At 74.6% G+C, this 23610-nt stretch carries 20 protein-coding genes; 10 read left to right on the forward strand and 10 right to left on the reverse strand.

All coding sequences use genetic code 11. The annotated features are described in order from the left end of the window. Positions 1-218 precede the first annotated feature (218 nt). Positions 219-749 carry a hypothetical protein gene (locus AKI01S_RS25760; protein WP_067823251.1) on the reverse strand — a complete coding sequence of 177 codons (531 nt, stop codon included), beginning with the start codon at positions 747-749 and terminating at the stop codon, positions 219-221. A gap of 65 nt (positions 750-814) precedes the next feature. On the opposite strand from AKI01S_RS25760, the gene AKI01S_RS25765 reads away from it, so the two are divergent. Beyond that, on the forward strand, positions 815-1144 hold the full coding sequence (locus AKI01S_RS25765) for a hypothetical protein (protein ID WP_067823254.1): 330 nt from the start codon (positions 815-817) through the stop codon (positions 1142-1144). Between the two features lie 3 nt (positions 1145-1147). Here AKI01S_RS25765 and AKI01S_RS52530 read toward each other — a convergent pair whose 3' ends face one another. Both AKI01S_RS52530 and AKI01S_RS25775 read right to left on the reverse strand, forming a co-directional pair. Continuing rightward, positions 1148-1528, reverse strand: a complete 381-nt coding sequence (locus AKI01S_RS52530; protein ID WP_174567417.1) for a hypothetical protein — start codon at positions 1526-1528, stop codon at positions 1148-1150. Positions 1529-1909: 381 nt separating this feature from the next. Next, positions 1910-2185, reverse strand: a complete 276-nt coding sequence (locus AKI01S_RS25775) for a DUF5313 family protein (RefSeq protein WP_067823260.1) — start codon at positions 2183-2185, stop codon at positions 1910-1912. Between the two features lie 114 nt (positions 2186-2299). On the opposite strand from AKI01S_RS25775, the gene AKI01S_RS25780 reads away from it, so the two are divergent. Beyond that, positions 2300-3136: an NAD(P)H-binding protein gene (locus tag AKI01S_RS25780; protein ID WP_067823263.1), complete on the forward strand. Its 837-nt coding sequence runs from the start codon at positions 2300-2302 to the stop codon at positions 3134-3136. Positions 3137-3144: 8 nt separating this feature from the next. Here AKI01S_RS25780 and AKI01S_RS25785 read toward each other — a convergent pair whose 3' ends face one another. Beyond that, a complete protein-coding gene (locus AKI01S_RS25785; protein ID WP_067823266.1) occupies positions 3145-3558 on the reverse strand; it encodes an SRPBCC family protein in 414 nt (137 codons plus the stop codon). Between the two features lie 172 nt (positions 3559-3730). Here AKI01S_RS25785 and AKI01S_RS25790 point away from each other — a divergent pair, with 172 nt between their 5' ends. Both AKI01S_RS25790 and AKI01S_RS25795 read left to right on the forward strand, forming a co-directional pair. Next, positions 3731-5236 carry a trypsin-like serine peptidase gene (locus AKI01S_RS25790; protein ID WP_067823269.1) on the forward strand — a complete coding sequence of 502 codons (1506 nt, stop codon included), beginning with the start codon at positions 3731-3733 and terminating at the stop codon, positions 5234-5236. A 14-nt stretch (positions 5237-5250) separates the two neighbouring features. Beyond that, positions 5251-5913, forward strand: a complete 663-nt coding sequence (locus tag AKI01S_RS25795) for a hypothetical protein (RefSeq protein WP_067823273.1) — start codon at positions 5251-5253, stop codon at positions 5911-5913. 92 nt (positions 5914-6005) lie between these two features. Here the strand turns inward: AKI01S_RS25795 and AKI01S_RS52900 are convergent, their stop codons facing one another. Then, the gene (locus AKI01S_RS52900) at positions 6006-6647 is read right to left on the reverse strand and encodes a hypothetical protein (RefSeq protein ID WP_218009802.1); all 642 of its coding nucleotides are present in this window, start codon (positions 6645-6647) and stop codon (positions 6006-6008) included. 275 nt (positions 6648-6922) lie between these two features. On the opposite strand from AKI01S_RS52900, the gene AKI01S_RS25805 reads away from it, so the two are divergent. After that, entirely contained in the window at positions 6923-7432 is a 510-nt protein-coding gene (locus AKI01S_RS25805) for a heme-binding protein (protein WP_067823278.1), read from the forward strand. Between the two features lie 27 nt (positions 7433-7459). Here the strand turns inward: AKI01S_RS25805 and AKI01S_RS25810 are convergent, their stop codons facing one another. Beyond that, positions 7460-9010 (reverse strand): SMI1/KNR4 family protein, encoded by a 1551-nt coding sequence (locus tag AKI01S_RS25810; RefSeq protein ID WP_067823281.1) that lies wholly within the window; start codon positions 9008-9010, stop codon positions 7460-7462. A 752-nt stretch (positions 9011-9762) separates the two neighbouring features. Here AKI01S_RS25810 and AKI01S_RS25820 point away from each other — a divergent pair. Both AKI01S_RS25820 and glnII read left to right on the forward strand, forming a co-directional pair. After that, the gene (locus AKI01S_RS25820) at positions 9763-10527 is read left to right on the forward strand and encodes an aminotransferase class IV (protein ID WP_067823285.1); all 765 of its coding nucleotides are present in this window, start codon (positions 9763-9765) and stop codon (positions 10525-10527) included. Between the two features lie 174 nt (positions 10528-10701). After that, a complete protein-coding gene (gene glnII / locus AKI01S_RS25825) occupies positions 10702-11721 on the forward strand; it encodes a glutamine synthetase GlnII (protein WP_067823288.1) in 1020 nt (339 codons plus the stop codon). An 82-nt stretch (positions 11722-11803) separates the two neighbouring features. Here glnII and AKI01S_RS25830 read toward each other — a convergent pair whose 3' ends face one another. Both AKI01S_RS25830 and AKI01S_RS25835 read right to left on the reverse strand, forming a co-directional pair. After that, positions 11804-12118: a helix-turn-helix domain-containing protein gene (locus tag AKI01S_RS25830; RefSeq protein WP_218009803.1), complete on the reverse strand. Its 315-nt coding sequence runs from the start codon at positions 12116-12118 to the stop codon at positions 11804-11806. 158 nt (positions 12119-12276) lie between these two features. Then, positions 12277-13407 (reverse strand): serine hydrolase, encoded by a 1131-nt coding sequence (locus AKI01S_RS25835; RefSeq protein WP_067823291.1) that lies wholly within the window; start codon positions 13405-13407, stop codon positions 12277-12279. A gap of 140 nt (positions 13408-13547) precedes the next feature. On the opposite strand from AKI01S_RS25835, the gene AKI01S_RS25840 reads away from it, so the two are divergent. Beyond that, complete coding sequence (locus AKI01S_RS25840) at positions 13548-14135, forward strand: DUF6069 family protein (RefSeq protein WP_067823293.1); 588 nt, start codon at positions 13548-13550, stop codon at positions 14133-14135. Here AKI01S_RS25840 and AKI01S_RS25845 read toward each other — a convergent pair. Together AKI01S_RS25845 and AKI01S_RS25850 are read right to left on the reverse strand one after the other, a co-directional pair. After that, positions 14132-14902: a hypothetical protein gene (locus AKI01S_RS25845; RefSeq protein ID WP_067823296.1), complete on the reverse strand. Its 771-nt coding sequence runs from the start codon at positions 14900-14902 to the stop codon at positions 14132-14134. The two genes, AKI01S_RS25840 and AKI01S_RS25845, sit on opposite strands and share 4 nt — an antisense overlap. 48 nt (positions 14903-14950) lie before the next feature. Then, positions 14951-16639 (reverse strand): RelA/SpoT family protein, encoded by a 1689-nt coding sequence (locus AKI01S_RS25850; protein WP_245681775.1) that lies wholly within the window; start codon positions 16637-16639, stop codon positions 14951-14953. Between the two features lie 328 nt (positions 16640-16967). Here AKI01S_RS25850 and AKI01S_RS25855 point away from each other — a divergent pair, with 328 nt between their 5' ends. Continuing rightward, the gene (locus AKI01S_RS25855; RefSeq protein WP_067823305.1) at positions 16968-18071 is read left to right on the forward strand and encodes an alpha/beta hydrolase; all 1104 of its coding nucleotides are present in this window, start codon (positions 16968-16970) and stop codon (positions 18069-18071) included. A gap of 291 nt (positions 18072-18362) precedes the next feature. Beyond that, a partial coding sequence (locus tag AKI01S_RS25860) for a type I polyketide synthase (RefSeq protein WP_157420139.1) occupies positions 18363-23610 on the forward strand: 5248 nt, incomplete at its 3' end.

The following is a 23610-nucleotide window of genomic DNA, read 5'->3' on the forward strand; positions in this document are numbered from 1 at the left end:
TTGCCGCATGGTCCGGGAACGCGGCAAGCCGACGCTCCGTCCTTGCCCGTCGGCGTCCGCGTAGCTCCGGCTTCCCGACGGGCCGCCGTCCCTGTCCGAGCGAGAGCCCGTCTCGGGTTTGTGCCCGTTCGACTTCCCGCTCCCACACGCGATCGAGCACTCCGGCATGCCGCCGCGTCTGTCCGGGGAGCGCCGTCCGTCCCTCGGGCGCCGAGAGGTCAGGACGGGAGGGTGGTGCGTAGGGCTGCTATGCACTTGAGGACTTCGGGGCGGTTGTCGGCCGCTTTCATCCAGGCGGGTAGGCGTTCCAGGAGGCTGCCTGAGCCTGTCCAAGCTCCTCGTTCGCGTAGGCGGGCGGCTACGTAGGCTTCCAGCAGGTCCAGGTGCCGTTGGTTGTAGGCCCACAGGACGTGGCCGCAGCATGGGCGTCGCAGCCACAGCGGCAGGTCGAAGTAGGGGTCGTTCGGGCCGGTGAAGTGGGGGACCAGCAGGGGGCCGCCGTGGGTGAAGTAGGGGTCTCCCTCGCCGCGTTGCCAGCCGCGTGGCGTCCACTCGGCGGTGTGGCCGCATCCCGTGCAGCTCAGCCGGTGCGGTGCCATCAGGAAGCCCATCGCGTAGCGGTGGCCTTCGCGGTGGTCGGGGTGAACGACCACGACGGCCCGTGCGTCGCAACGGGGGCAGCGGACCAGGATCTCGTCGCTGAAGCGCCAGAGCCGCCATCCCGGGTCCTGGAAGCGCTCGTCGGTCATGCTTGATCTTTCCATGGCGGCCCCGAACGCAGGACAATGCTCGGGTGGCCCAGGATTCCTCTCGCATGGTCGGCGCGTCGCCCGGTGAGCTGCTGGCCTGGCTGGTCGATGAGGAGCCTCATGTCCGAGGGTTGGCGGCTGCTTACCTTGGGGACCGGCTCGTTCAGGACTGCCGGGCGGGACTTGAGGCTTCGTCGGTCGTGATGCCGTTGGTCGAGGCTCTGTCGCGGGAGACCGATCCCGCGGTGCAGGAGGAGATCGCCCACTCGCTTGGGTACCTCGTCGAGTACGGCACCGTCCCGCGAAGCATCGTCCAGCCGCTTCGAGAGTGTCTGCCGCGGCTTCACGCCGGGGCCGCCGAGCATGTCAACGACGTTCTTGAGGCTGACTGGTGACGTTCAGTTCGGGGACGGGCCGGCGAGCTCCTGGAGCAGGTCCAGCGAGCGGACGGGTTCCGCGCCCATCCTCGACGACGCGACCTCCAGCCTCGCCTCGGTGACCGAGGCGCGGGCGGCGGCCGCGCCCGCGGAGACTCCGCGACCCGTACCCGGCTGGTGGTCGCGCACCGCGCCGGGACCGCGGCGCGCGCCGACCTGGTCCTGTGGCTGGACTCCGGCCGGGTGCGCGCGCTCCGCCCGCACCGCGAGCTGTGGGCCGATCCGGACTACCGGCGATGTTCGAGCCGACGTCGGCGGCGTGCCGCTCGCCGAGACCGATCCCGCCTGGAGGCGCCGGTCCGTCGCGATCATCCCGCAGGAGGCGTACGTCTTCGGCGGCACGCTCGCCGAGAACCTCGCCTACCTGCGCCCGGACGCCGCCGAGGCCGATCCCGACGCCGCCGCGCTGGGCCTGACGCCGGGGGAGCGGCAGCTCGTCGCGCTCGCCCGCGTCCGGCTCAGCCCCGCGCGGATCGTGGTGCTGGACGAGGCGACCTGCCACCTCGACCCCGCCGCCGAGGCCCGCGTGGAGCACGCCTTCCGGGGCCGGCCCGGCACCCTGGTCGTCATCGCGCACCGGCTCGGCTCGGCGCGCCGACCGTGTCCTGGTGATGGACGGGACCCGCCCCCGGCTGGGCACCCACGGGGAACTCCTCCGGGACTCCCCGCTCTACGCCGACCTGGTCGGGGCCCGGACCGTTCACCCCGCGGCGCGGTAGCCGCTCAGCCGGGCGGTTCGAGCCCGTGCTGCCGCAGCCGCGCCCGCCGCAGGTCATCGGCGCTGATCACCACCGTCAGCGTGCTCGCCACCAGCACCAGCAGCGCGACCGCCACGCGCGCCCACCCTTCGGCGGGCAGCGCCGCGAACGCCGCGCAGACCGGCGCCATCAGCCCCAGGTGCCGGAGCAGGATCCGCCCGCGCCATCCGGCGTCGGTGAGGTCGTGCCGCACCCACTCCCGGTTCTCCGGCGGCAACCGGAAGCCGAGCGCGTAACGCACCCTTCCCCCCACTCCCGGATCCCCGGGCAGCCGACCCATACCGCTCTCATTCCCCGGCCGGAGGGTCCCGCGCTTAGGACATGAAGCGTCCTAACGCCCGGTTACCTTCCCCGCATGACCAACACCAGCGACACCTTCCTCGTGACCGGCGCCACCGGGACCGTCGGCCGTCAGATCGTCCGTGAGCTCCTCGAACGCGGCCAGGCCGTCCGCGCGCTGACCCGCGACCCCGCGAACGCCTCCCTTCCCGAGGGCGTCGAGGCCGTCCGGGGCGACCTGACCGACCCCGCGAGCCTGGCGCCCGCCCTCGACGGCGTCGCCGGGCTCCACCTGATCACCTTCGGCGGCGGCTACGAGCCGCTGGAGACCGGCCCGGAGATCGTCGAGCTGGCCCGCGGGGCGGGCGTGCGCCGGGTCACCGTCCTCAACGGCGGCGGCCCCACCCCGCTCCAGGACGCGGTCCGCGCGAGCGACCTGGAGTGGACCGTGGTGGCGCCGGTCGAGTTCATGGCCAACGCGCTGGACTGGGCCGAGTCCGTCCGCGCCGAGGACACCGTGCGCGCGGCGTTCGTCGACCGCCACAGCGCCATGGTCCACGAGGCCGACATCGGCGCGGTCGCCGCGACGGCCCTCACCACCCCCGGCCACGCGGGCGAGGAGTACGTGGTCACCGGCCCGCAGGCCCTGACCGTCCGCGACCAGGTCGCGGCCGTCGCCGCCGCCCGGGGCCGCGAGATCCGCCTCGTCGAGCTGAGCGAGGACGAGGCCGTGGCCCGGTGGCGCGCGGAGGGCCACGACGAGGAGACGATCGCCTGGTTCGTCGAGACCTTCAAGAACACCCCGCCGGTCGGCTGGACGGTCGTCGACACCGTCGAACGCGTCACCGGCCGCCCGGCCCGCACCTTCGCCCGGTGGGCCGCCGAGCACGCCTCGGCGTTCACCGCCTCCTGACCGGGCGGTCAGTCCCGCGCCGCGGCCTCGATCGCCCGCTTCATCTCCACCGCGCCGCGTTCGACGCGGATCCGGATCTCGGAGGCGAGCGCGTGGGGCAGCACGTCGGTGGTCCAGATCAGGCGCCCCGCCCGCGCGCCCTCCGGGCGGACCTCGAACGTGGCGTGGTGGCGCTCGACCGGTGGCCGCGCGCCCTCGACCACCGCGTAGGCCAGGCGGCGCGCCTCGTCGTCGACGTCGAGGATCAGCTCGCGGATCACGTGCCCGTCGGGAAAGGTCAGGAACCGCTGGTCGCCCTCGATCCGGGTGTCGGCGACACGGCCGGGCAGCAGCCGCTCGTGCACGGCGCCGACGTCGCGCAGCACGTCCCAGACGTGCTCGGGGGACGCGTCGATCACGATCTCGTGGCGGATGGAGGCCAAGGCGCCGGGGCTCCTCTCGGGCGGAACGGATCACCGGCGCCCAACCTAGCCGGAAGTGTCCGGCTCCGGACCGGGAGTGGAAGATCACCCGAAACCTGTGGAGACCGCCCTTGGACGGTGCCGGAGCGCCTAATGTGATCTTGTCTTGTGAACCAAGAGGAAGACGGTGCGCATGCGCTCATCTCTCGGGCTGGCCTGCGGGCTGGCGATGACCGCGGTCCTGCTGCCCGCGCCCGCGTACGCCGCCGAGCCGTCGGCGCAGGTCATCGAGGCCGCGACGGGGACCAAGGGGGTCGTGCGGCCCTCCGGCGGCGGCGCGGACGAGGTCGGGGCGGTCACGACGCGTGACAAGGCGTGGGGCACGACGACGACGGTGCGGATCCCCCGGGACGCCCGGCGCGGGGTGGCCGTCGCCGACAGCGGCTCGGGCTCGGTGGTGCTGGGCCTGCCGGGCGGCGGCCGTCCCACCGTCAGCGCGAAGGGGACGGTCGTCTACCCCGGATCCGGGTTCCGGTCGGCGGTGCAGACCACGACCGACGGGACCGTGCGAGGCCTGGTCGAGGCCAAGGGGCCGGGGACGTTCCGGTTCCCGCTGACGGTCCCGCAGGGCGCCCGGCTCACGCGGAACGCCGACGGCAGCCTCGACGTCATGCGGGAGGGGACGCCCGTCGGTCACATCGACGCGCCCTGGGCCAGGAGCGCCAGGGGCGGGAGGGTCCCCGCCTCGTTCGGCGTCGAGGGCACCACCGTCGTGCTGACCCTCGGCCGGGGCGGCGCGTCCCCGGTCGTGGCGGGCCTGGCCTACCACGCGGCCCCCGGCAAGGGCGGCTACCGGGGCGCGGAGACCATCGACGCCACGAAGAGGACCAGGATCTGGACCGGGAAGGAGATGCGGCAGGCCCAGCCGCTCGACGCGCCCGCGGTCGCCCCCGGGCGGGCCGACCGCTCCGGGGCCGGACGGACGGCGCCCGCGACCGCCGCCGCCACCGACCCCGCCGTGGGCGCGATGTTCTTCAGCTTCCTGGGCATCAAGAAGCGCTGCACGGCCACGATCGTCCACCGCAACCTGATCGCGACGGCGGCCCACTGCATCCAGCAGGGCGGCGTCATCTTCAACCAGTGGACCTTCGCCCCGCAGTACGACAACGGCGCCACCCCCTACGGCTCGTGGAAGATCAAGACGATCTACTACGACCAGCGGTGGGGCAAGCTGAACAACAACCCCGACTTCGACTACGCGTTCATCTCCCTGCAACCGCGGAACGGCAAGTACGTCGGGGACGTGGTGCCGTGGGGCCGCGCGAAGATCACCGACCTGTCGTGGCGCGGCGCCTGCTCGGGCGACAGCTGCCCGGAGATCCCCACCCACGTCACCGGATACCCCAAGAACCTCACCACCCCTCTGGAGTGCTTCACCCGGAGCCGCCTGGTCTACATCTCCGAGAACGGTGAGAAGGGGAGCTACTACTACACCTTCCCGTGCAAGGGCTACGCCGAGGGCGTCAGCGGCACGGCCCTGGTCGGGCAGTTCCCCGAGCAGGGCCACCCCGGCTACGAGGTCATCTTCGGCGTGCTGGGCGGGTACCAGGGAGGTGGCGACACCGACGACGTCTCGTACGCCTCGTACTGGGTCGACGGCAAGGTGCTGTTCGACGACGCCAGGAGCAAGGCCGTCTAGGTCCTGAGGGCCGGATGCCGAGGGTCCCGCGAGCCGACGGCTCGCGGGACCCTCGTTCGTCCACGGGCCGTGGCACCATCGACCGAGGGGACCGTGCCGAGGAGGTACCGCTGAACGCCGCGCCCACCGGACACCGCGCCGAGCTCCACGAACTGGCGGCGATCCTCGCCGACGTCGCCCGCCGTCTCGCCTCCGCCGACCGCGCCATCGACCGGGCCCTGCGCGAGCGCACCCGCGCCGTCGGCCTCATCCGCCCCCGGGTCCGCGCCGCCGCCCGCGCCCGCGCCCGCCTCCGCGCCGTCGACCGGGCGCTCGACCGCGTCCCCGACCTCGTCCCGGCCGGCTCCGGCGACCCGCCCTTCGACGCCGCCCTCCTCTCCTTCCGCGTCGACGTCCTCGCCCGCGCGCTCTGCTCCGTCCCCTCCTACGAGCTCCCCGCCGACCGTTCGGAGATCCGCGGCTGGATCCGCCTGCTCGGCCGGGCGCTGGGCCTGGACATCGGTCTCGTCCCCCGCTTCGGACCCGACGGCGTCCGCGGCCTCCAGGGCGATCTCGCCGAGGCGGTGCAGCACGCGCGGGCCCGCGTGGAGGCGCTGCTGAACGCCCGGGACGAGCCCGGCCACGAGGACGGGGAGAACGGCACCGCCGGACGCCGACCACGCGGGGAATCGCGGTAGGCCCCCGCCGGTTCCCCGTCGGGGGCCTACCGCCTCTCCAGGCCCTGGCCGGAAGGCCCGGTCCCCGGGCGCCTCGCCGACCGTGGCTCGGGCTAGGTCAGGGCCTTGGCCATGTTCGAGGCGAACTTCTCCCATGTGCTGTGGGCGCCGGTCCTGTTCGCCCAGTCCGGGACGGACGGGTTGGCCACGTAGGCGTAGACGTGCAGGCGCAGGACCTTCTTCCTGTCCTGGTACCAGCGGAAGTAGACCGTGGAGCCCTTGCCGTCGAAGTGACCCTTCTGCGCGACGAAGTACCAGCCGTACTTTCCCCGGGGGTAGAACTTGACCGGGGCGTTGCACACCTTCTTGAACCAGCAGGCCTTGAGCGGCAGCTTCTGGTCCCTCTTGGGGTACTTCCTCGGCGCTCCTGAAACCGGGAAGGTGCAGTTGAAGCAGCTCTTCAGCTTCTTCATCGCCTTGGACGGGTGCTTTTTGGCGACCGTGTACGTGATGCATTTGAAGGTGGAAGGAAAGCAGTGGCCCGCGGTGAAGGTGTAGCTGTAGAGCTTGCGCAGCTTCTTCGCCTTGACCTCGGTCGCCACGGAGGCCGGTGTCGGGGCGGCGGCAGGCGCCGCCTGCGCGATCGCGGGGGCGGCCGGCTTCCGCGCCTGGGCGGCGGTGCCCGCGCCGGGGGTGGCGAGCACCAGCGCGCCGGAGGCGACGGTCGCCACCAGGATCTTTCTCAAAAGGCTCATGCGACCTTCCTTACGAGTGGAGTCTTCTTTCCGGGAGGGAGAGCGTCCGGACCGGACCGTTCGACGTGACCCGAGCCTCCCCGCACGTGGTTGGGGACGGGTTGGAATCCGGTTGGAGCGCCGTCGGCCGGCGCACGCCTTCCGAGTGCCGGGCGAGGGCAATGCCGTGATCAAGGTTGTTCCAGGTTCGTCGCCCGGCGGGTCGGATGCCCCGGGATGTGGGGAAAAACGGCACGGGCCGATCACGCCCATTCTCGATATTCCAGGGGGAATCGATGCTGCCCAGATTCACGGCCGGCGCGGCCGCCGTGCTGTGCGCCGTCACGGTGGGGCCCGTGCTCACGGCGGGGAACGCCGCCGCCCACACCCGGCAGGCCGCCCGGACCGCCCGGGCCCCGTACGACCGGGTGCTGTCCAACGCGTCGCTCGCCCGCGCCACCACGGCGTTCGTCAGGGCGGCGGCGCGGCAGCGGCAGCGGGTGACGATGGTCATCATGGAGCGGTCCGGAACGGTCCGGCTGGTCGTGCGCACCCGCCAGGCGGGGCCGCAGACCTACGAGTCGGCCAAGCGCAAGGCCTACACCGCCGTGGCGTTCGGCCAGCCCACCAGTCGGCTCGTCGGCAACGTCACCATCAGGCAGCTACCCGGCACCCTGACGCTGCCCGGCGGCGTTCCGGTCAAGCGCCGCGGCTTCCCGATCGCGGGCATCGGGGTGGGCGGCGCCCCCGACGGCCGGATCGACGAGGCGATCGCCCGCACGGTCCGGGCGGCCCTGCGCGGCTGACCCCGCGGCACGCCCGGACCGGGCCGGTCATCCGGTCCGGCCGTCCAGTGGCGACCACTCGCCGGTGCGGCGGAGGGGAGGGCAGCCCGTCACGGACGTCCAGCCGGTGCGGGGCGGCCACTCCCCTCGGGGCGGCTCCGGCCGGACGCCGACGACGGCCAGGGGCGGCAGGTCGTCGCGGTGCCACAGCTCGCGCCACTGGTCGCGGGTCACCACCAGGTGGCGGAGCCCGGACAGGTCGGCGATCGTGGCGAGATCGACGGTCGCGGACGAGACGTCCAGCGCCCACAGGCGGGGAGCGGTGCGCAGCGGGGCCAGGTCGACGGGGGTCCCGGACGCGACCGTCAGGGAACGCAGCTCGGCGTGGTCGGCCAACGGCGCCAGATCGACCGACTCCAGTGCGAGTTCCAGGACCTCGACCGGCAGGGCGCGCAGCGGGGCCAGGTCAGGGCGGCCGGGACCGGAGAGGACCGCCCTGCGTACGTTGGGCAGCGCCTTGAGGAAGCCGAGGTCCTCCACACCGGTCACCCGGAGGTCCTGGACGCGGGGGCGGACCTCGGACGCGTCGATGCTCCGCGCGTCGGTGTACAGGGTGCGCGCGTCCTCCACCCTCCTCTGGGAGGGCAGATCGGGCTTGCTCCTGAGGTCGTCGCCACGGTGCGTGTGGTCCCCCCGCTCCAGCGCCTCCACGAGCCGCCGCAGGAACGTGGTGACCGAGTCGGCGACGTACAGGGGCGCTTTCCGGAAGTCGACGCCGATCTTGATGACCTGTCCGGGACGCCCGCCGGCGGCGGGGTCCATGTCCACGGCGAGCCAGTTGCCACCGGTGTCGTGCGCGAACCGGATCCACCCGGGCCGCAGGAGTGAGCGCCGCACGGTGTGCGCGGGAACGGCGTCGAGCACGGGCGCGCGTTGCGGCTCGTGCTCCCATTCCCGGTCGGCCCACTCGTCGTCCTCCTCGCCCACCTCCTCGGCGCGGATCCAGGGCTTCCGGTCGAACAGCGGGGTGACGAGGGTGTCGTCGCCGTCGGCGACGCGGTAGAGGGCGCGCAGGTCGGCGGGCAGGGCGACACCGAGCCTGTCCTCCAGGTCGTCCAGCTCCGCGTCGTCGGCGGGCGGCGGCAGCCGTTCCTCGTGGCCGAGGATCTCCGCGCGCCGCCGCATGAGCTCGCGCAGGAGCCGCACCGCCTCCCGCGGATCGCCGGCCGGCGCGGCGGACGCCGGGACGTCCTGCTCGTCGCCCCGGTTGGGCGGAACGAAGTCCTCGTCGCAGACGTAGAGGGTCGGCCGCTCGTGCTCGACGGGCTCGCCGACGGTCGCCTCGAACCGGCCCGTCGCCTCCACGTCGAGCACCAAACGGACCGGCCTGCGGCCCACGATCCTGACGACGTCCAGGGCCCGGTCTGACAGGTCGAGCGCGACGCGGCGGCTCTCGCCGCCGGTGAGCGTGAAGGCGGGTTCGCCGTGAACGGCGCCGTCGTCGCGGACGTGCCAGCGCAGGTGCGCGCGTTCCCAGCCGGGGGGCGCGGCGGCGGCGATCCTCGCCGCGAGTTCGTCCAGGACGGGGGGAGCTGTCATGCCGCCGCAACCTAGCGGACGACTCCGACACCGCCCGCCCGGTGGGCCCGGGAATGGTAGAGGAATCTTGAACAACTTCGGCTGTCGCAGGGGGCCAAGGGAAAGGGAGAACGGGAACCCGGCGTGTCCTGGTACCCCTTTCTGGCTGGCCGGTCATTGTCCTCGGGCAAACGTGCACCCCGGTGAAGATGGCCAAGACGATATTTAGAAATGTCTATGTGATCCTCTCTGTCGAGAGACACGAGAACTGCTCTTGATGAGCTTTCGTTCACCGATGCGAACGCTGTCGGTCGGTGACGCTCCGCGCGGGGGATCATGTGCTCAGCATTCACTTCACGGCGGACGACCTCGCCCGGATCCGGGTGTCGGACGCCCGCCCGGCATGGGAGACGGTCCTCGGCGCGCGGTCGCTGCGCGACCGTTCGCGCCACCCCGTGCTGGGGAGCTGGCGTGCGCGGACGCTGGAGGTGATGCCGACCGCCAGCCGGATGCTGCTCGTGCTGTGCCCGCCCGCCGGAAGGTTCGCGGAATCCCTCATATCCGAGAGGGGTGCGCGCGAATGGGAGGGGGACCTCGACGCGATCCTGGAGACCCGCCGGACCGGACCAGAGGTGATCTTGTCGGGCTCGGGTGGCGGGGCCGCCCGCCCGAATGGGCCGCCGCCCTCGCGGCCGGGGAGAAAAGGCGCTGCACGCCCCCGGCCGGTGAGTCCCGCGGGCCGGGCGCCCGGGACGCGCGCCAGACTGTCGGGTATGGCGGAACTGGATGGGGAACCGGTCGGGGTCGAGCAGCTCGCGGCGTTGGCGCTGGTCAACTACGGGCACTTCACCACGATGCGGGTCGAGGGCGGGGGCGTGCGCGGGCTCGCGCTCCACCTGGACCGGCTCACGCGCGACTGCCGGACGCTGTTCGGCGTCGAGCCGGACGTCGAGCGGGTGCGGCGCCTCGCGCGGCGGGCCGTCGCCGGAGCCGGCGCGCCCGTCGTCGTCCGGGCCACCCTCTTCGACCCCGGGCTGGACATCGGGCGGCCCGTGAGCAACGGCGAGCCCCGCGTGCTCGTCACCGCGCGGGCCGCCGGGGAGCGGCCGGTGCCGGGGATGAGGGTCGGGACCGTCCGGTACTCGCGGGACCTGCCCGCGGTCAAGCACGTGGGGCTGTTCGGGGCCGTGCGGCGGCGGAGGGTCGCGCAGGCCGAGGGGTTCGACGACGCGCTGTTCGTGGACGCCGGCGCGTCCGTCACCGAGGGGACCACCTGGAACGTCGGCTTCTTCGACGGGCGGGAGGTCGTGTGGCCCGACGCCGAGGTGCTGCCCGGGGTGACGATGCGGCTGCTGCGAGGGAGTGTCCGGCCGGCGGGGGTCGCCGACCTCGCCGGGATGGAGGCCGCGTTCGCCACCAACGCGGCCGTGGGGGTGCGGGCGATCACCGCCGTGGACGGGCGGGCGTTCCCCGCCGACCATCCCGTGCTCGACGCGCTGCGCCGGGAGTACGCGGCGGTCCCGCTCGACCCGCTCTGACCCCGCCGGAGGTCCGAAAAGTGGGAGTGTGACCGGCTTCTCATCGACGTTCGGCCTGGTCAGGGTCCGTTTAACGTGCCGTTCACAAATGGGCAACAGGTCCGAAATGCCGTATTGCCACTCTCATCACGGCCGAGACGACGGACCGGCCGCGGGAAGACTAAGGAGTCGACGATGAGCTACAAGGCCGAATACATCTGGGTCGACGGCACCGAGCCCACCGCGCGGCTCCGCTCCAAGACCAGGATCCTCGCCGACGGCGCCGAGCTGCCCGACTGGGGCTTCGACGGCTCCAGCACCAACCAGGCCCCCGGTGACAACTCCGACTGCGTGCTCAAGCCGGTCTTCGTCGTACCGGACCCGCTGCGCGGCGGCGAGAACAAGCTGGTGCTGTGCGAGGTGTACCTCGTGGACGGCAACCCGCACCCCACCAACAACCGCGCCAAGCTGCGCCCGGTGGCCGAGAAGTACGCCGCCCACGACGCCTGGTTCGGCATCGAGCAGGAGTACACCTTCTTCCAGGCCGGCCGCCCGCTCGGCTTCCCCGAGACCGGTTTCCCCGCCCCGCAGGGCCCGTACTACTGCGGCGTGGGCGCCGACGAGGTCTTCGGCCGTGAGATCGTCGAGCGTCACCTGGACGCCTGCCTGGAGGCCGGGATCAAGGTCTCCGGCATCAACGCCGAGGTCATGCCCGGCCAGTGGGAGTTCCAGATCGGCCCGGCCGGCCCGATCGAGGTCGCCGACCACCTGTGGGTCGCGCGCTGGCTGCTCTACCGCATCGCCGAGGAGTACGACGTCGCCGCCACCCTCGACCCCAAGCCCGCCAAGGGCGACTGGAACGGCGCCGGCGCGCACACCAACTTCTCCACCAAGGCCATGCGCGAGGGCTACGACGCCATCCTCACCGCCTGCGACGCGCTCGGCGCCGAGGGCAAGGTCGAGGAGCACATCGCGGGCTACGGCGCGGGCATCCAGGAGCGCCTGACCGGCCAGCACGAGACCGCCCCGTGGAACGTCTACAGCTACGGCGTCTCCGACCGCGGCGCGTCGGTGCGCATCCCGTGGCAGGTCCAGGTGGACAAGAAGGGCTACATCGAGGACCGCCGCCCGAACGCCAACATCGACCCCTACAACGTCACCCGCCTGCTGGTGAACACCTGCTGCGAGGCCCTGGAGAAGGCCGGCCAGGTCTGATCCGGCCCGCCGAGGGCATGCGCCGCGGCCCGGTCCCCCGCCCGGGGGCCGGGCCGCGGCGCGTTCCCGGGTGCCGGTGTCCTCAGGAGCCGGTGCCCGCGGTGATGTCGAACGAGGCCGCCAGCAGGGCCAGGACGGGGAAGACGACGCGCGGCGGCATCCGGTAGGTGGCCCGTTCGGACTGCTCCACCAGGCCCGCGGCCGCCAGGGCCTTCAGGTGGTGGTAGAGCTGCCCGGTCGAGCCCAGGTTCAGCTCGGCCTGCAGGTCCGTCACCGTGCGGGGGCCCGCCAGCAGCAGGCGCAGCAGTTCCAGGCGGGCGGGCTGGCCCGCCGCCTGGAGGACCGCCGCCAGCGGGGCCGACGGGGTCTCCAGCAGGGCGGCGGGGGAGCGGGACACCTGCCAGGCCCACTCGTAGCCGCCCAGGCGGGCCTCGCCGCCGTAGGTGACGTGGCCCGACTCGTCCGGCTCGGCGGGCGCGGGCGGGGGAGAGCCCTGGAGGCGTCGTTCCAGCTCCGCGACGCGGGCCTCCAGGGCGGTCAGCCGTTCCTCGGTGCTCAGGATGGTGCCTTTCGTCGGGTCAGGGCCGTGCGGACCCGCTCCGGGTAGCCCGGGGTGTCCGACAGTTTGATGACGAACTGCTGGTGAGCGTAACTCCGCAACGCCTCGAACCAGAGCGCGGGTGGCATGCGCCGCATGCTGAGGACCGTGACGCGGACCGTCCCGTCCGCGGCGACGGTGTAGACCGCCTCGGCGAGGACGCCGGGGAGCGAGCCGCCCTTGGCCCCCATGCGGACGATCCGGTCGTTCAGCGGGCCCCGGCGCGTCGGCCACTCCAGGTGGCGGCGGGCCACGGCCGACGCCTTGGCGGAGACCAGCCTTCCCGTCGCGATGCGGCCCATGAGACCGGCCAGGGTCGCCGGGGCGATCGGCTCGGTCGTCTCGGTCCAGGCCGCCTGCACGTCGATCCCGGGCAGCGTGGTCGGGGGCCGCCGGTGGACGGTGTAGTCGCGCATGCAGCGCTCGGCACGGGCACGGCGTTCCCGGGCGGGGAGGGCCGCCAGCCTCCGGATGCCGTCCAGGGAGTCGAACTCGCCGTTGCCGCAGGGGCCGAAGGCCAGCAGCATCTGCCCGCCCAGGGAGGGGATCGCGGCCGGCGGCCTGCCGCCGAGGGCCGCCGCCCTGAGCAGGGCCCGCTCGCCCAGGCGGTGGCGCAGGTAGTCGGTGGCCGCGTTGTCGCTGTACTCGATCATCGCGGTGACCAGCTGACCGAGGGTGGCGGTGCGCCCGATGCCGAGCTCCTTCACCGCCCGCGGGTGCGCGCCGCCGTCGGTGCCCGGGATGTAGTACGCCTCCCAGGCGCGGAGGCTGACGCGTTCGGCGGGGTCCAGGCGGCCGCGGGCGACCGCCGTCGCGTAGGCCGCCAGATGGACGATCTTGATCGCGGAGGCCACGGGCGCCGGGGCGCCGCCCCGGTGGGCGACTTCCGGCGGGCGGCCCGGACGGTAGGTGACCAGGGATGTGTCCCCGGGGTGCGCCGTCAGGTGGCGGAGGACGTCCTCGGCGGTGCCGAAGTCCTCGGTCGCGCCGGCGGGGCCGGTGGTGTCGGCGGCGTGCACGGTCTGCTGGTGGGCTGCGCAGCCGGTGGCCAGAACGGTGGCCAGGGCCGCGGCGAGGAAGCGCCTCATGGCGGCACTGTATCCGGAAATCCGTAATTACGGAATCTCTTAATTCCGGAGGGTCGCCAAATCACCGCAAAGTGTTGCGAGCGCGCGCGTCCCCGGGAACGTCGCCGGGTAGCAACCCTGCATCGCATCGGGGAGGGGACATGGCCGAGACTCCGTTCGAGCCGTTCTTCGACGGTGGGTCCGCCGAGCCCCGGCGCGAGCGCAGCCTGGGACCCCGTTACGGGCGGTCGTTCCGGTGCCGCTCGGCCGCGCGGCGCGACCTCTGCGCCGAACGGTTCATCGCCCTGCACGAGGCCGCCGCCGACGACCCGGCGGCGGACCTCCGCCGGGTGTGGGGCGGGGGACTGCTCACGGCGGCGGGGGCCGGAGGGCTGGCCGCCCTCGTGGCGGTGATCGCGCGGGGCACCGCCGAGCTGCCCTTCCCCGCCTTCCTCACCGCGGAGGCCGGGCCCGGGGCGGCGGGGTTCGCCTACGGGGTGTGCGCGACCGCGGCCACCCTGCAGGCCACCGCGCTGCTGCACGTGCTGCTGACCACGGCGGCGCGCCCGGTGCGGGCGTTCTGCTGGATCGGCGGGATCGTCGTCGTGCTGCTGACGCTGCTGCCGCTCACGCTGCACGCGCCGCTCGACGCCGTGCTGCTCACCTCGGGGATCAACGCGGTCGGCGGATCCGGCGTCGTCGCGCTGCTGGCCGCCGTGGCGCGCGCCGCGCGGGACGGGTTCCCCTAACGGCCCACGCTGATCGTCAGGGGCTCGGGCGCGCGGGCCGTGCTGACCCGGACCGGGACCAGGCGGCGGCGGACGTGCAGCTCCACCGGGTCGGCGGGGGCGAAGACCAGCAGGTCGCGGTGCATCCCGGCGAAACCCAGGACCAGGTGGGCCGCCCAGGTGCCGCGGGGCAGCGGGTCGTCGACGAACGCGCGGGTCAGCGGGACCGCCGCGGTGTAGTCCAGCCGGTCCGGGCCCGCCTCCAGCATCGCGATCACCTCGTAGGTCGCGCCCCCGCGCTCGTGCAGCACCAGCGTCGCCGAGACCGGCGTCTCGGCGGCGGGCACGGCGAGGTGGCCGCGCACGACCAGCTCCTCGTCGTCGGCGTTCCAGGCGAGCGCGTCGGCCGTGGTCGACCCGGCGGGATGGGGCGCGCCGCCGACGTCCAGCGCCAGCCCGCCGCCCCGGAGGGCGAAGTAGGCGATCACCATGGTCGAGTCCGGCAGGAACCGGCGCCGCGGCATGCTGTCCAGACCGGGGTGGTAGGCGAGCGGCGCGGTGGCGGAGCCGGTGCGCAGGGACACGTCCCACAGGCCCCGGGGGAGGGCGTCGGCCGCGACGGCCGCGGCGAACCCGGCGTCCCGGACCTCGGCGGGCAGCTCGTGGACGCGGTCGCCGTCGCGTTCGCGCAGGACCAGCCCGGCGTCCGTGGCGGGTCCGGGCAGCGTGCCCCGCAGCCGCAGCGTGGTCCCGTCCCAGCGCACCTCGTCCAGAAGCGGATCGGACATCAGGCCCCCCTGCCTCGTCGTTTCCGCGGACCATCCTGCCGCACAAGATCAGGAACGCGTGAAGCGGGGCAGCAGGTCGGCCAGGTCGAGCGCGCCCGAGCCGACCGCGGCGTACAGCTGGTCGACGTCGGCGTAGCCCAGGGCGCGGGCCACCGCCAGGGAGTCGCCGTGCGCCTCGGCCGACAGCAGGTCGACCCGGCCCGCCAGGGCGCGGACCAGGCGGCCGCGGCCGGTCTCGGCCGCCTCCTCGGCGCGGCGCCGGGCCAGCCACCGCTGGACGTGGACGCGCGCGGGGGCGGTCACCGCGAACGACAGCCACTCCTCGGAGGGGACGCCCTCGGGGTCGGTGAGGACCTCCACCACGTTCCCGCTGCGCAGCTCCGCCGACAGCGGGACCAGCCGCCCGTTGACCAGGGCGCCGATGCAGTGGCCGCCGGTGGCGGCGCCCAGCGCGTAGGCGAAGTCCAGCGCGGTCGCCCCGTCCGGCAGCGTGATCACCTCGCCGGTCGGGGTGAACACCGCGACGCTGCCCTCCGCCAGGTCGGCGCGCAGGCCGTCCAGGAACTCCGCCGACGGGACGCCCGACTGCCAGGCCAGCAGGCGGCTCAGCCACACCAGGTCGCGCCGCCCGGCCACGGTGCTGGTCGCCTCGTCGGGCGCGGACCGGATGTGCGCGACGATCCCGTACTCGGCGACCGGATGCATGTCCCGGCTGCGGATGATGACCTCGATCGGGTCGCCGTCCGGGGTGATCACGCGGGTGTGCAGCGACCGGTACATGTTGTACTTCGGCAGCGCAATGAAGTCGCGGACCTGGCCGGGGATCGGGTGCATCGCCGCGTGGACCGCGCCGAGCGCGACGTAGCACTCCTGCTCGGCGCCGTCCACCACCAGCAGCAGCCGCGCCGCCTCGCAGGGGCGCAGCCCGGTCACGTCCCCGTCCAGGGCCCGGTGCACCGCGTACAGGTGCGAGGGGCGGATCTCGACGCGCCCGGTGACCCCGTGCTCGGCCAGCGAGGCGCGGACGAGCCGCCGCGCGGGGGCGAACGCGGCCGGCGCCCCGCGCAGCGCCAGGGTCACGGCCCGCTCGGTGGCGGCGTGGGCGGCCGGGTCGGCGGCGGCGAACGCCAGGTCGTCCATCTCCCGCTTCAGCACGTGGATGCCCAGCCGCTCGGCGAACGGCACCAGCAGCTCGTGCGACGCCTTGGCGATGCGCGCGCGCTTGTGCGGCGGCTGGAAGCCCAGGGTGCGCAGGTTGTGCAGCCGGTCCGCCAGCTTGATCACCAGGACGCGCAGATCGTCCGCCGCCGCCAGCAGGATCTTGCGGAACGTCTCGGCCTCGGCGCGCTCGCCCCACCGCTTCCCGTCCAGCTTGGTGACCCCGTCCACCAGCACCGCGACCCGCTCGCCGAAGTCGGAGCGGACCTCGCCGAGCGTGTAGGGGGTGTCCTCGACGGTGTCGTGCAGCAGCGCCGCCACCAGCGTGGTGGTGTCCATCCCCATCTCCGCCAGGATCATCGCGACCGCGAGCGGATGGGTGATGTAGGGCGCGCCCGACTTGCGGCGCTGGTCCCGGTGCAGGCGCTCGGCGACCTCGTAGCCGCGCAGCAGCGCGGCCTCGTCGGCGCCGGGGTAGGCGGCGCGGTGCGCGGCCAGCAGCGGCGCGACGGCGGGGCGGACCGGGTCGGGGGCGCGGCGGCGTAGTGGGAGCCGGCGGCGGGTGACCGGAACGGTCACCCCCCGAGGTGCGCCTGCCGGATTGAGGGTCGCCATCACGCCCACCTGCCCGCCTGACCGGTAGCACCGCTGCTACTGGCTGTAATCACCATTATGCGCGACGCCCCCGGCGGCGCGCGAGCCGGGCCCGCGACCCCGACCGCCCGGTCATCCCGGGCGATGACCATTCCCGGCCATACCGGCGTTCGGACGGCTATTTAACACGTACTTCACAGGGCTGTGATATTGGTCTCAACCCGCCCGGCATGGGAAAGTCTTGTACAAGCCAGACCGGCTTTGGACAATACGGCACTCACCGGTTCCCTGAATGGAGATGGATAATAACGAAATGATTCTCTTCCCCCGCAACCTGCGCGACGCCGCGTCCAACGCCGCCCACCTGCTGGTGTACGGCCACATCGCCGACCTGCGCCCGATGCCGACCTCGCTCGTCGACGACGGGCCCAAGCGTTCGGTCTACCGCTACCGGTCCCCCGAGGGCGTCGTCCCGGCCGGGCCGCCGGTGCTGTTCGTGCCGCCGCTGGCGGCCCCGGCCCGCTGCTACGACCTGCGCCGGGGATGCAGCCTGGCCGAGCACGTGGTGACCGCCGGGCGGCGCAGCTACCTGCTGGACTACGGGCCGATCGGGTTCGCCGACCGTGACCTGGGCTTCGCCGAGTGGGTGGGGGAGGTGCTGCCCGGCGCGATCCGCGCGGTCAGCCGGGACGCCGGGGGACAGCCGGTCCAGCTGGTCGGCTGGTGCCTGGGCGGGATCTTCTCGCTGCTGGCGGCCGCGGCCGATCCGGGGCTGCCGATCGCCTCGGTCGCCGCGATCGCCACCCCGGTCGACACGCGGCGGATCGGCCTGGTCGCGCCGCTGCGGCCGATCGCCCGGCTCACCGGGGGCAGGGAGGCCGACGTGGTGAACGCGGTGTTCGGGGGACTGCCGCAGCCACTGGTCAAACGCGCCTACCAGCTCGTCGGGCTGGACAAATACCTGCTGCGCCCTTACAAGGTGCTGACCAACCTTGACAACGCCGAGTTCCTTGCGCAGATCGAGGCGGTTGATAATTTCACCAACTCGATGCTGGCGTACCCCGGCCGCACCGTCGCGCAGATTTATCGCGACCTTTTCCGGAACAACGCGCTGACCGGGGACGGCATCGACGTCGGCGGCGAGCGGATCCGGCTACGGGACGTGAAGGTGCCGGTTCTGGCCATCGCGGGGCGGGGCGACGGCGTGGCCCCGGTCGCGGCGGTGCGGCCGCTCATCCGGCTGCTGGAGAACGCCCCCGAGGTGCGCTTCAAGGTCGCGGCGGGCGGGCACCTGGGGGTGCTGACCGGCCGGTCGGCGACGCGCACGACCTGGCGGCACCTGGACGCGTGGCTGGACGAGGGCACCGTCCGGCACGGCATCCGCCCGCAGCGCCGCGAGGTCCTCGCCGAGATATAGGCACCGGCGCCTGGAGTGGATCAAGGCCCGCCGCCGTCCGGGTCAAGGAAGCCTCCAGGAAGCCTCTGGAGTCCCCCGCGATGAGCGTGCTCCCTGGTGTGTCGCCTCCGTGGTCGGAGAGTCGCCGACCGTAGTGTTGCGCAGCGTCGCGGGCCCCGGCCCGCGCTCCAGGGTTTCGCCCGCCGCCCGCCGGACCCGTCCCCCAAGGGGGTACGGCGGGCGCGGGCCAGGGTTTCGAGCCGCGCGGCGGAACGGGTCAACCACCGCGCGGGACGTCGGGGGGCAGGGTCAATGACGGCAGGGTCGGGCCGTACGGCTGTCGCGAACGGCACAGTCCGTGCCAGCGGCGCGGACGCGGCGAACGGCGCACTCCGGGCGGGTTTCCGAGGCCGCCCGCGCGCCGAGATCATCGGGGTCGGGCCGTTCGGTCGGCCCGCCCCGCACCTGACGGTCGCGGTCGCCCGGGCCGGGGGCCTCGGCGTGCTGGACCTCGGCACCGACGCGGCGTCCGCCCGCGCCGCGCTCGCCGACGTCGGGCGCTGGTGGAACGGCCCGTTCGGGGTCCGGGTGGCCGCCGGGTGCGCGCTGCGCCCGGAGGAGCTGCCCCCGGCCGTGGACACCGTCCTGGTCGACGCCGCCGCCCTCGACCCGTCCGGGGAGCCCTCCGGCACGGCCGGGCCGGACGAGCGGTACCCGGACGTCGTCGCGTTCGCGCGGGGCCGCCGCCTGCTGGTGGAGGTCGTGGACCCCGCCGAGGCCGTCGCCGCGCTGCGGGCGGGCGAACGCGTCGCCGCCGCGCACGGCGGGCCCGGCCTGCACGGGCTGGTCGCCCGGGGCTGCGAGGCGGGCGGCCGGGTCGGGGAGCTGACGACGTTCGTGCTGCTCCAGCACCTGCTGTCGGACCCGCGCGTGGACGTGCCGGTGGTGGCGGCGGGCGGCATCGGCCCGCACACCGCCGCCGCGGCCGTCGCCGGCGGCGCGGCGGGCGTGCTGCTGGACACGCAGCTGGCGCTGGTCCGGGAGACGGACCTGCCCGCCGACGTGGCCGCCGCGCTGCGCGCCATGGACGGCGGCGAGACCCGCGTGGTCGAGGACGCCGACGGCCTGCGGTACCGCGTCTACACCCGTCCCGACCTGCCGGAGCCGGAGCTGGCCGGTCTGGACGCCGCCGCGGCCGCCGCCCGGCTGGGCGCCTCGGGGCTGCGGTCGCGGCTGCTGCCGGTCGGGCAGGACGGGGCGCTGGCCGCCGCGCTCGCCGACCGGTACAAGACCGCCGGGGGCGTCGTGCAGGCGGTCCGCGAGCAGATCGCCGCGAGCCTGCGCGCCGCCGTGCGCGCCGAGCCGCTGTCGCCGCGCGACAACCCGCCCGGCGCGGCCATCAGCCGGGACTACCCGGTCGTGCAGGGCCCGATGACGCGGGTCAGCGACCGGTCGGCGTTCGCCGCCGCCGTCGCGCAGGAGGGCGGGCTGCCGTTCCTGGCGCTGGCGCTGATGGGCGGCCGGGAGGTCCGCGAGCTGCTGACCGAGACCGCCGACCGGCTCGGCGACCGGCCGTGGGGCGTGGGCGTGCTGGGGTTCGCGCCGCCGGAGCTGCGCGAGGAGCAGCTGGCGGCGGTGCTGGCGGTGCGGCCGCCGTACGCGCTGATCGCGGGCGGGCGGCCGTCGCAGGCCGCGCCGCTGGAGGAGGCCGGGATCGCCACCTACCTGCACGTGCCGTCGCCGGGACTGCTGGAGCGGTTCCTGGCCGAGGGCGCGCGCCGGTTCGTGTTCGAGGGCATGGAGTGCGGCGGCCACGTCGGGCCGCGCGCCAGCTTCCCGCTCTGGGAGGCGCAGGTCCAGCGGCTGCTGGACTTCGCCGACGCCCACCCCGGGGCGGCCGCCGGGATGTCGGTGCTGTTCGCGGGCGGCGTCCACGACGAGCGCTCCGGCGCGATGGTCGCGGCGCTGGCCGGGCCGCTGGCCGAGCGCGGCGCCGACGTCCGCGTGCTGATGGGCACCGCCTACCTGTTCACCTACGAGGCCGTCGCGGCGGGCGCGATCCTGCCGGGCTTCCAGCGCGCCGCCGTCGAGTGCGACGGGACCGCGCTGCTGGAGACCTCGCCGGGGCTCGCCACCCGGTGCGCGCGGACCCCGTACGTGGAGGCGTTCGAGCGGACCCGCCGCGAGCTGGAGGAGGCGGGCGCCCCGCGCCAGGAGATGTGGGCCCGGCTGGAGGAGCTGAACCTCGGGCGGCTGCGCGTCGCCAGCAAGGGCCTGCGCCGCGCCGGGACCGACGGCGCCGACGGGGTTGGCGGGGCCGACGGGGCCGACGGGGCCGGGGACGCGCTGGAGACCGTCGGGCCCGAGGAGCAGCACCGCGAGGGCATGTACATGATCGGGCAGGTCGCGGCGCTGCGGTCGGCCACCACCAGCATCACCGGCCTGCACGAGCAGGTCACCACCGGCGCGACCTGCTTCCTGGCCGCCCGCGCCGCCGCGCTCGGCGTGGCCGCCGGGGACGACGGGCCCGCCGCCCGGTACTCGGCGGAGGCCGCGCCGCTGGACATCGCGATCGTCGGGATGGACTGCGTGTTCCCCGGCGCCCGCGACGCCGACGAGTACTGGGCCGCGATCGTCGCGGGCCGGGACGCCGTCACCGAGGTCCCCGCCGACCGCTGGGACGCCGGGGTCTACTACGACCCGGCCGCCACGCGCGACGGCGCGGGGGAGCGGACGCCGTCCAAGTGGGGCGGGTTCCTGCCGGACGTCCCGTTCGACGCGCTCGCCTACGGGCTCCCGCCCAACTCCCTGTCCAGCGTCGAGCCGGTGCAGCTGCTCGCGCTGGAGGTCGCGGCGCGGGCGCTGCGGGACGCCGGGTACGAGGACCGGCCGTTCGACCGCTCGCGGACCTCGGTGTTCTTCGGTGTCGAGGGCGGAACGGACCTGGGCGCCGCCTACAGCGCCCGCGCGCTCCTGCCGGGCTACTACGGCCGGGTCCCCGAGGGGCTGGACGAGCAGCTCCCCCGGCTGACCGAGGACTCCTTCCCCGGCGTGCTCACCAACGTCATCGCCGGGCGCATCGCCAACCGCCTCGACCTCGGCGGCGCGAACTACACCGTGGACGCCGCCTGCGCCGCGTCGCTGGCCGCGCTCGACGCCGCCTGCAAGGAACTGGTCACCGGCACCAGCGACATGGTGCTGTGCGGCGGCGCGGACGTGCACAACGGCATCTACGACTACCTGCTGTTCTCCTCGGTGCAGGCGCTGTCGCCCCGGGGCCGCTGCGCCCCCTTCGACAGCGACGCCGACGGGATCGCGCTCGGCGAGGGCGTGGCGTGCGTGGTGCTCAAGCGGCTGGCCGACGCCGAACGCGACGGCGACCGCGTCTACGCCGTCATCAGGTCGGTCGCCGGGTCCAGCGACGGCCGCTCCCTCGGCCTGACCGCCCCGCGCGCCGAGGGCCAGCGGCTGGCGCTGGACCGCGCCTACTCCCGCGCCGGGATCTCCCCGGCCCGGGTCGGCCTGGTCGAGGCGCACGGCACCGGCACCGAGGTCGGCGACCGCACCGAGCTGGCCGTCCTCACCGAGACCTACACCGCGGCAGGGGCCGCGCCCGGCTCGGTCACGCTCGGGTCGGTCAAGTCGCAGATCGGGCACACCAAGTGCGCCGCCGGGCTCGCCGGGCTGATCAAGACGGCGTACGCGCTGCACACCGGGACGCTGCCGGGCACGCTGCACCTGACCCGGCCGAACCAGGCGTGGGACGCCGGCTCCAGCCCGTTCGTGTTCGGCCGGGCCGCGCGGCCCTGGGCCGTCGAGCCGGGCCGCCGGTACGCCGGGCTGAGCGGGTTCGGGTTCGGCGGCGCGAACTTCCACGCCGTCCTCGGCGGCTACGACGGCGCGCCCGAGCCGGTGTCGGGGCTGGCCGAGTGGCCCGCCGAGCTGTTCCTGATCCGGGGCGCCGACCCGGCCGCCGCCCGCGCCGAGATCGACCGGCTGGACGCGCTGCGCGCCCGCGGCGCGGCACGGCTGCGCGACCTGGCCCGCACCTGCGCCGAGAGCACCGGCGAGGTGCGGTTCGCGCTGGTCGCCACCGACATCGACGACCTGGCGGGCAAGCTCGCCGCCGCCCGCGAGGGACGGTCCGCGCCGGGCGTGTTCGTCCGCGACGAGACGCGGGAGAGCGGGCAGATCGCGTTCCTGTACCCGGGGCAGGGCAGCCAGCGGCCGGGGATGCTCGCCGACCTGTTCGTGGCGTTCCCCCGGTTGCAGCGGCTGCTGCGGCTGGCCGGGGGCCGGTACGCCGAGCCGATGTTCCCGCCCGCCGCGTTCACCCCCGCCGAGACCGAGCGCCGGCGCGCCGCGCTCACCGACACCCGCGTCGCGCAGCCCGCCCTCGGCATCGCCGGGCTCGCCGCGCACCGGCTGCTCACCGAGCTGGGCATCCGCCCCGACCTGGCCGCCGGGCACAGCTACGGCGAGCTGGTCGCGCTGTGCGCCGCCGGGGTGTTCGGCGAGCAGGACCTGATCGAGCTGTCGGCCGCCCGCGCCGAGGCGATCCTGGCGGCCGCCCGCAACGGCGCCGTCGCCGACCCCGGCGCGATGGCCGCCGTCACCGCCACGCTGGACGAGGTGCGCGCCGCGCTGTCGGGGATCTCCGAGGTCGTCATCGCCAACCACAACGCGCCCCGCCAGGTCGTCATCTCCGGTTCGGCGTCCGGGCTGGCCAACGCGCTGCGGTCGCTGTCGGGCCGGGGGCTGTCGGCCGAGCGGATCCCGGTCGCGTGCGCGTTCCACAGCCCGCTGGTCGCCGGGGCCGCCGCGCCGCTGCGCGCCGAGCTGGCCGCCCGCGACCTGCGGTCCCCGGCGTTCCCGGTATGGTCCAACACCACCGCCGCGCCCTACGACACCGACCCCGCCGAGCTGGCCGCGACCCTCGCCGGGCAGGTCGCCGCGCCGGTCCGGTTCGTCGAGCAGGTCGAGGCGATGTACGCGGCCGGGGCCCGGGTGTTCGTGGAGGCCGGGCCGGGCCGGGTCCTCACCCGGCTCGTCGGCGCGATCCTCGGCGACCGGCCGCACACGGCCGTGGCCTGCGACGCCCCCGGCGAACGCGGCCTGGAGCGGCTGCTGACGGCGTTCGCCGAGCTCGCCGCCGCCGGGGTCGCGGTGGACGCGCTGCCGCTGTTCGCCGGGCGCGACGCGCGCGTCCTGACGGCCGCCGACGCCGAGCGGCGGCCCGGCTGGATCGTCAACGGGCACGTCGTCCGCACCGCCGACGGCGAGTACCCGGCCAACGCACTGCGCCCCGCCCGGCGGGTCGCGCCGCCCGCCACGGGCACCGCCGGCACGGTCGTGCCCGAGACGCCGGACCCGCGCGGCGTCGCCGAGCAGGCGGTCCTGGACTACCTGCGCACCAGCCGCGAGCTGGTCGCCGCCCAGCGCGACGTCGTGCTGGGCCTGCTGGGCGCCGCCGGGGCCGGGGAGGCGGAGCCGCCGCCGGTGCCCGAGGCCGGACCGTCCGCGGCGGCCCGGACGCCGAAGGTGCCCGCGCCGCGCCCGG

It is taken from the genome of Actinomadura kijaniata NBRC 14229, from assembly GCF_001552175.1.
Taxonomy (GTDB): Bacteria; Actinomycetota; Actinomycetes; order Streptosporangiales; family Streptosporangiaceae; genus Spirillospora; species Spirillospora kijaniata.

Excerpts from the sequence above, each read along its gene's own strand:
- AKI01S_RS25760 (WP_067823251.1), bottom strand. The coding sequence starts at position 749 with ATGACCGACGAGCGCTTCCAGGACCCGGGATGGCGGCTCTGGCGCTTC.
- AKI01S_RS25765 (WP_067823254.1), top strand. The coding sequence starts at position 815 with ATGGTCGGCGCGTCGCCCGGTGAGCTGCTGGCCTGGCTGGTCGATGAG.
- AKI01S_RS25780 (WP_067823263.1), top strand. The coding sequence starts at position 2,300 with ATGACCAACACCAGCGACACCTTCCTCGTGACCGGCGCCACCGGGACC.
- AKI01S_RS25790 (WP_067823269.1), top strand. The coding sequence starts at position 3,731 with ATGCGCTCATCTCTCGGGCTGGCCTGCGGGCTGGCGATGACCGCGGTC.
- AKI01S_RS25795 (WP_067823273.1), top strand. The coding sequence starts at position 5,251 with ATGCCGAGGGTCCCGCGAGCCGACGGCTCGCGGGACCCTCGTTCGTCC.
- AKI01S_RS52900 (WP_218009802.1), bottom strand. The coding sequence starts at position 6,647 with ATGAGCCTTTTGAGAAAGATCCTGGTGGCGACCGTCGCCTCCGGCGCG.
- AKI01S_RS25805 (WP_067823278.1), top strand. The coding sequence starts at position 6,923 with ATGCTGCCCAGATTCACGGCCGGCGCGGCCGCCGTGCTGTGCGCCGTC.
- AKI01S_RS25810 (WP_067823281.1), bottom strand. The coding sequence starts at position 9,010 with ATGACAGCTCCCCCCGTCCTGGACGAACTCGCGGCGAGGATCGCCGCC.
- AKI01S_RS25820 (WP_067823285.1), top strand. The coding sequence starts at position 9,763 with ATGGCGGAACTGGATGGGGAACCGGTCGGGGTCGAGCAGCTCGCGGCG.
- glnII (WP_067823288.1), top strand. The coding sequence starts at position 10,702 with ATGAGCTACAAGGCCGAATACATCTGGGTCGACGGCACCGAGCCCACC.
- AKI01S_RS25835 (WP_067823291.1), bottom strand. The coding sequence starts at position 13,407 with ATGAGGCGCTTCCTCGCCGCGGCCCTGGCCACCGTTCTGGCCACCGGC.
- AKI01S_RS25840 (WP_067823293.1), top strand. The coding sequence starts at position 13,548 with ATGGCCGAGACTCCGTTCGAGCCGTTCTTCGACGGTGGGTCCGCCGAG.
- AKI01S_RS25845 (WP_067823296.1), bottom strand. The coding sequence starts at position 14,902 with ATGTCCGATCCGCTTCTGGACGAGGTGCGCTGGGACGGGACCACGCTG.
- AKI01S_RS25855 (WP_067823305.1), top strand. The coding sequence starts at position 16,968 with ATGATTCTCTTCCCCCGCAACCTGCGCGACGCCGCGTCCAACGCCGCC.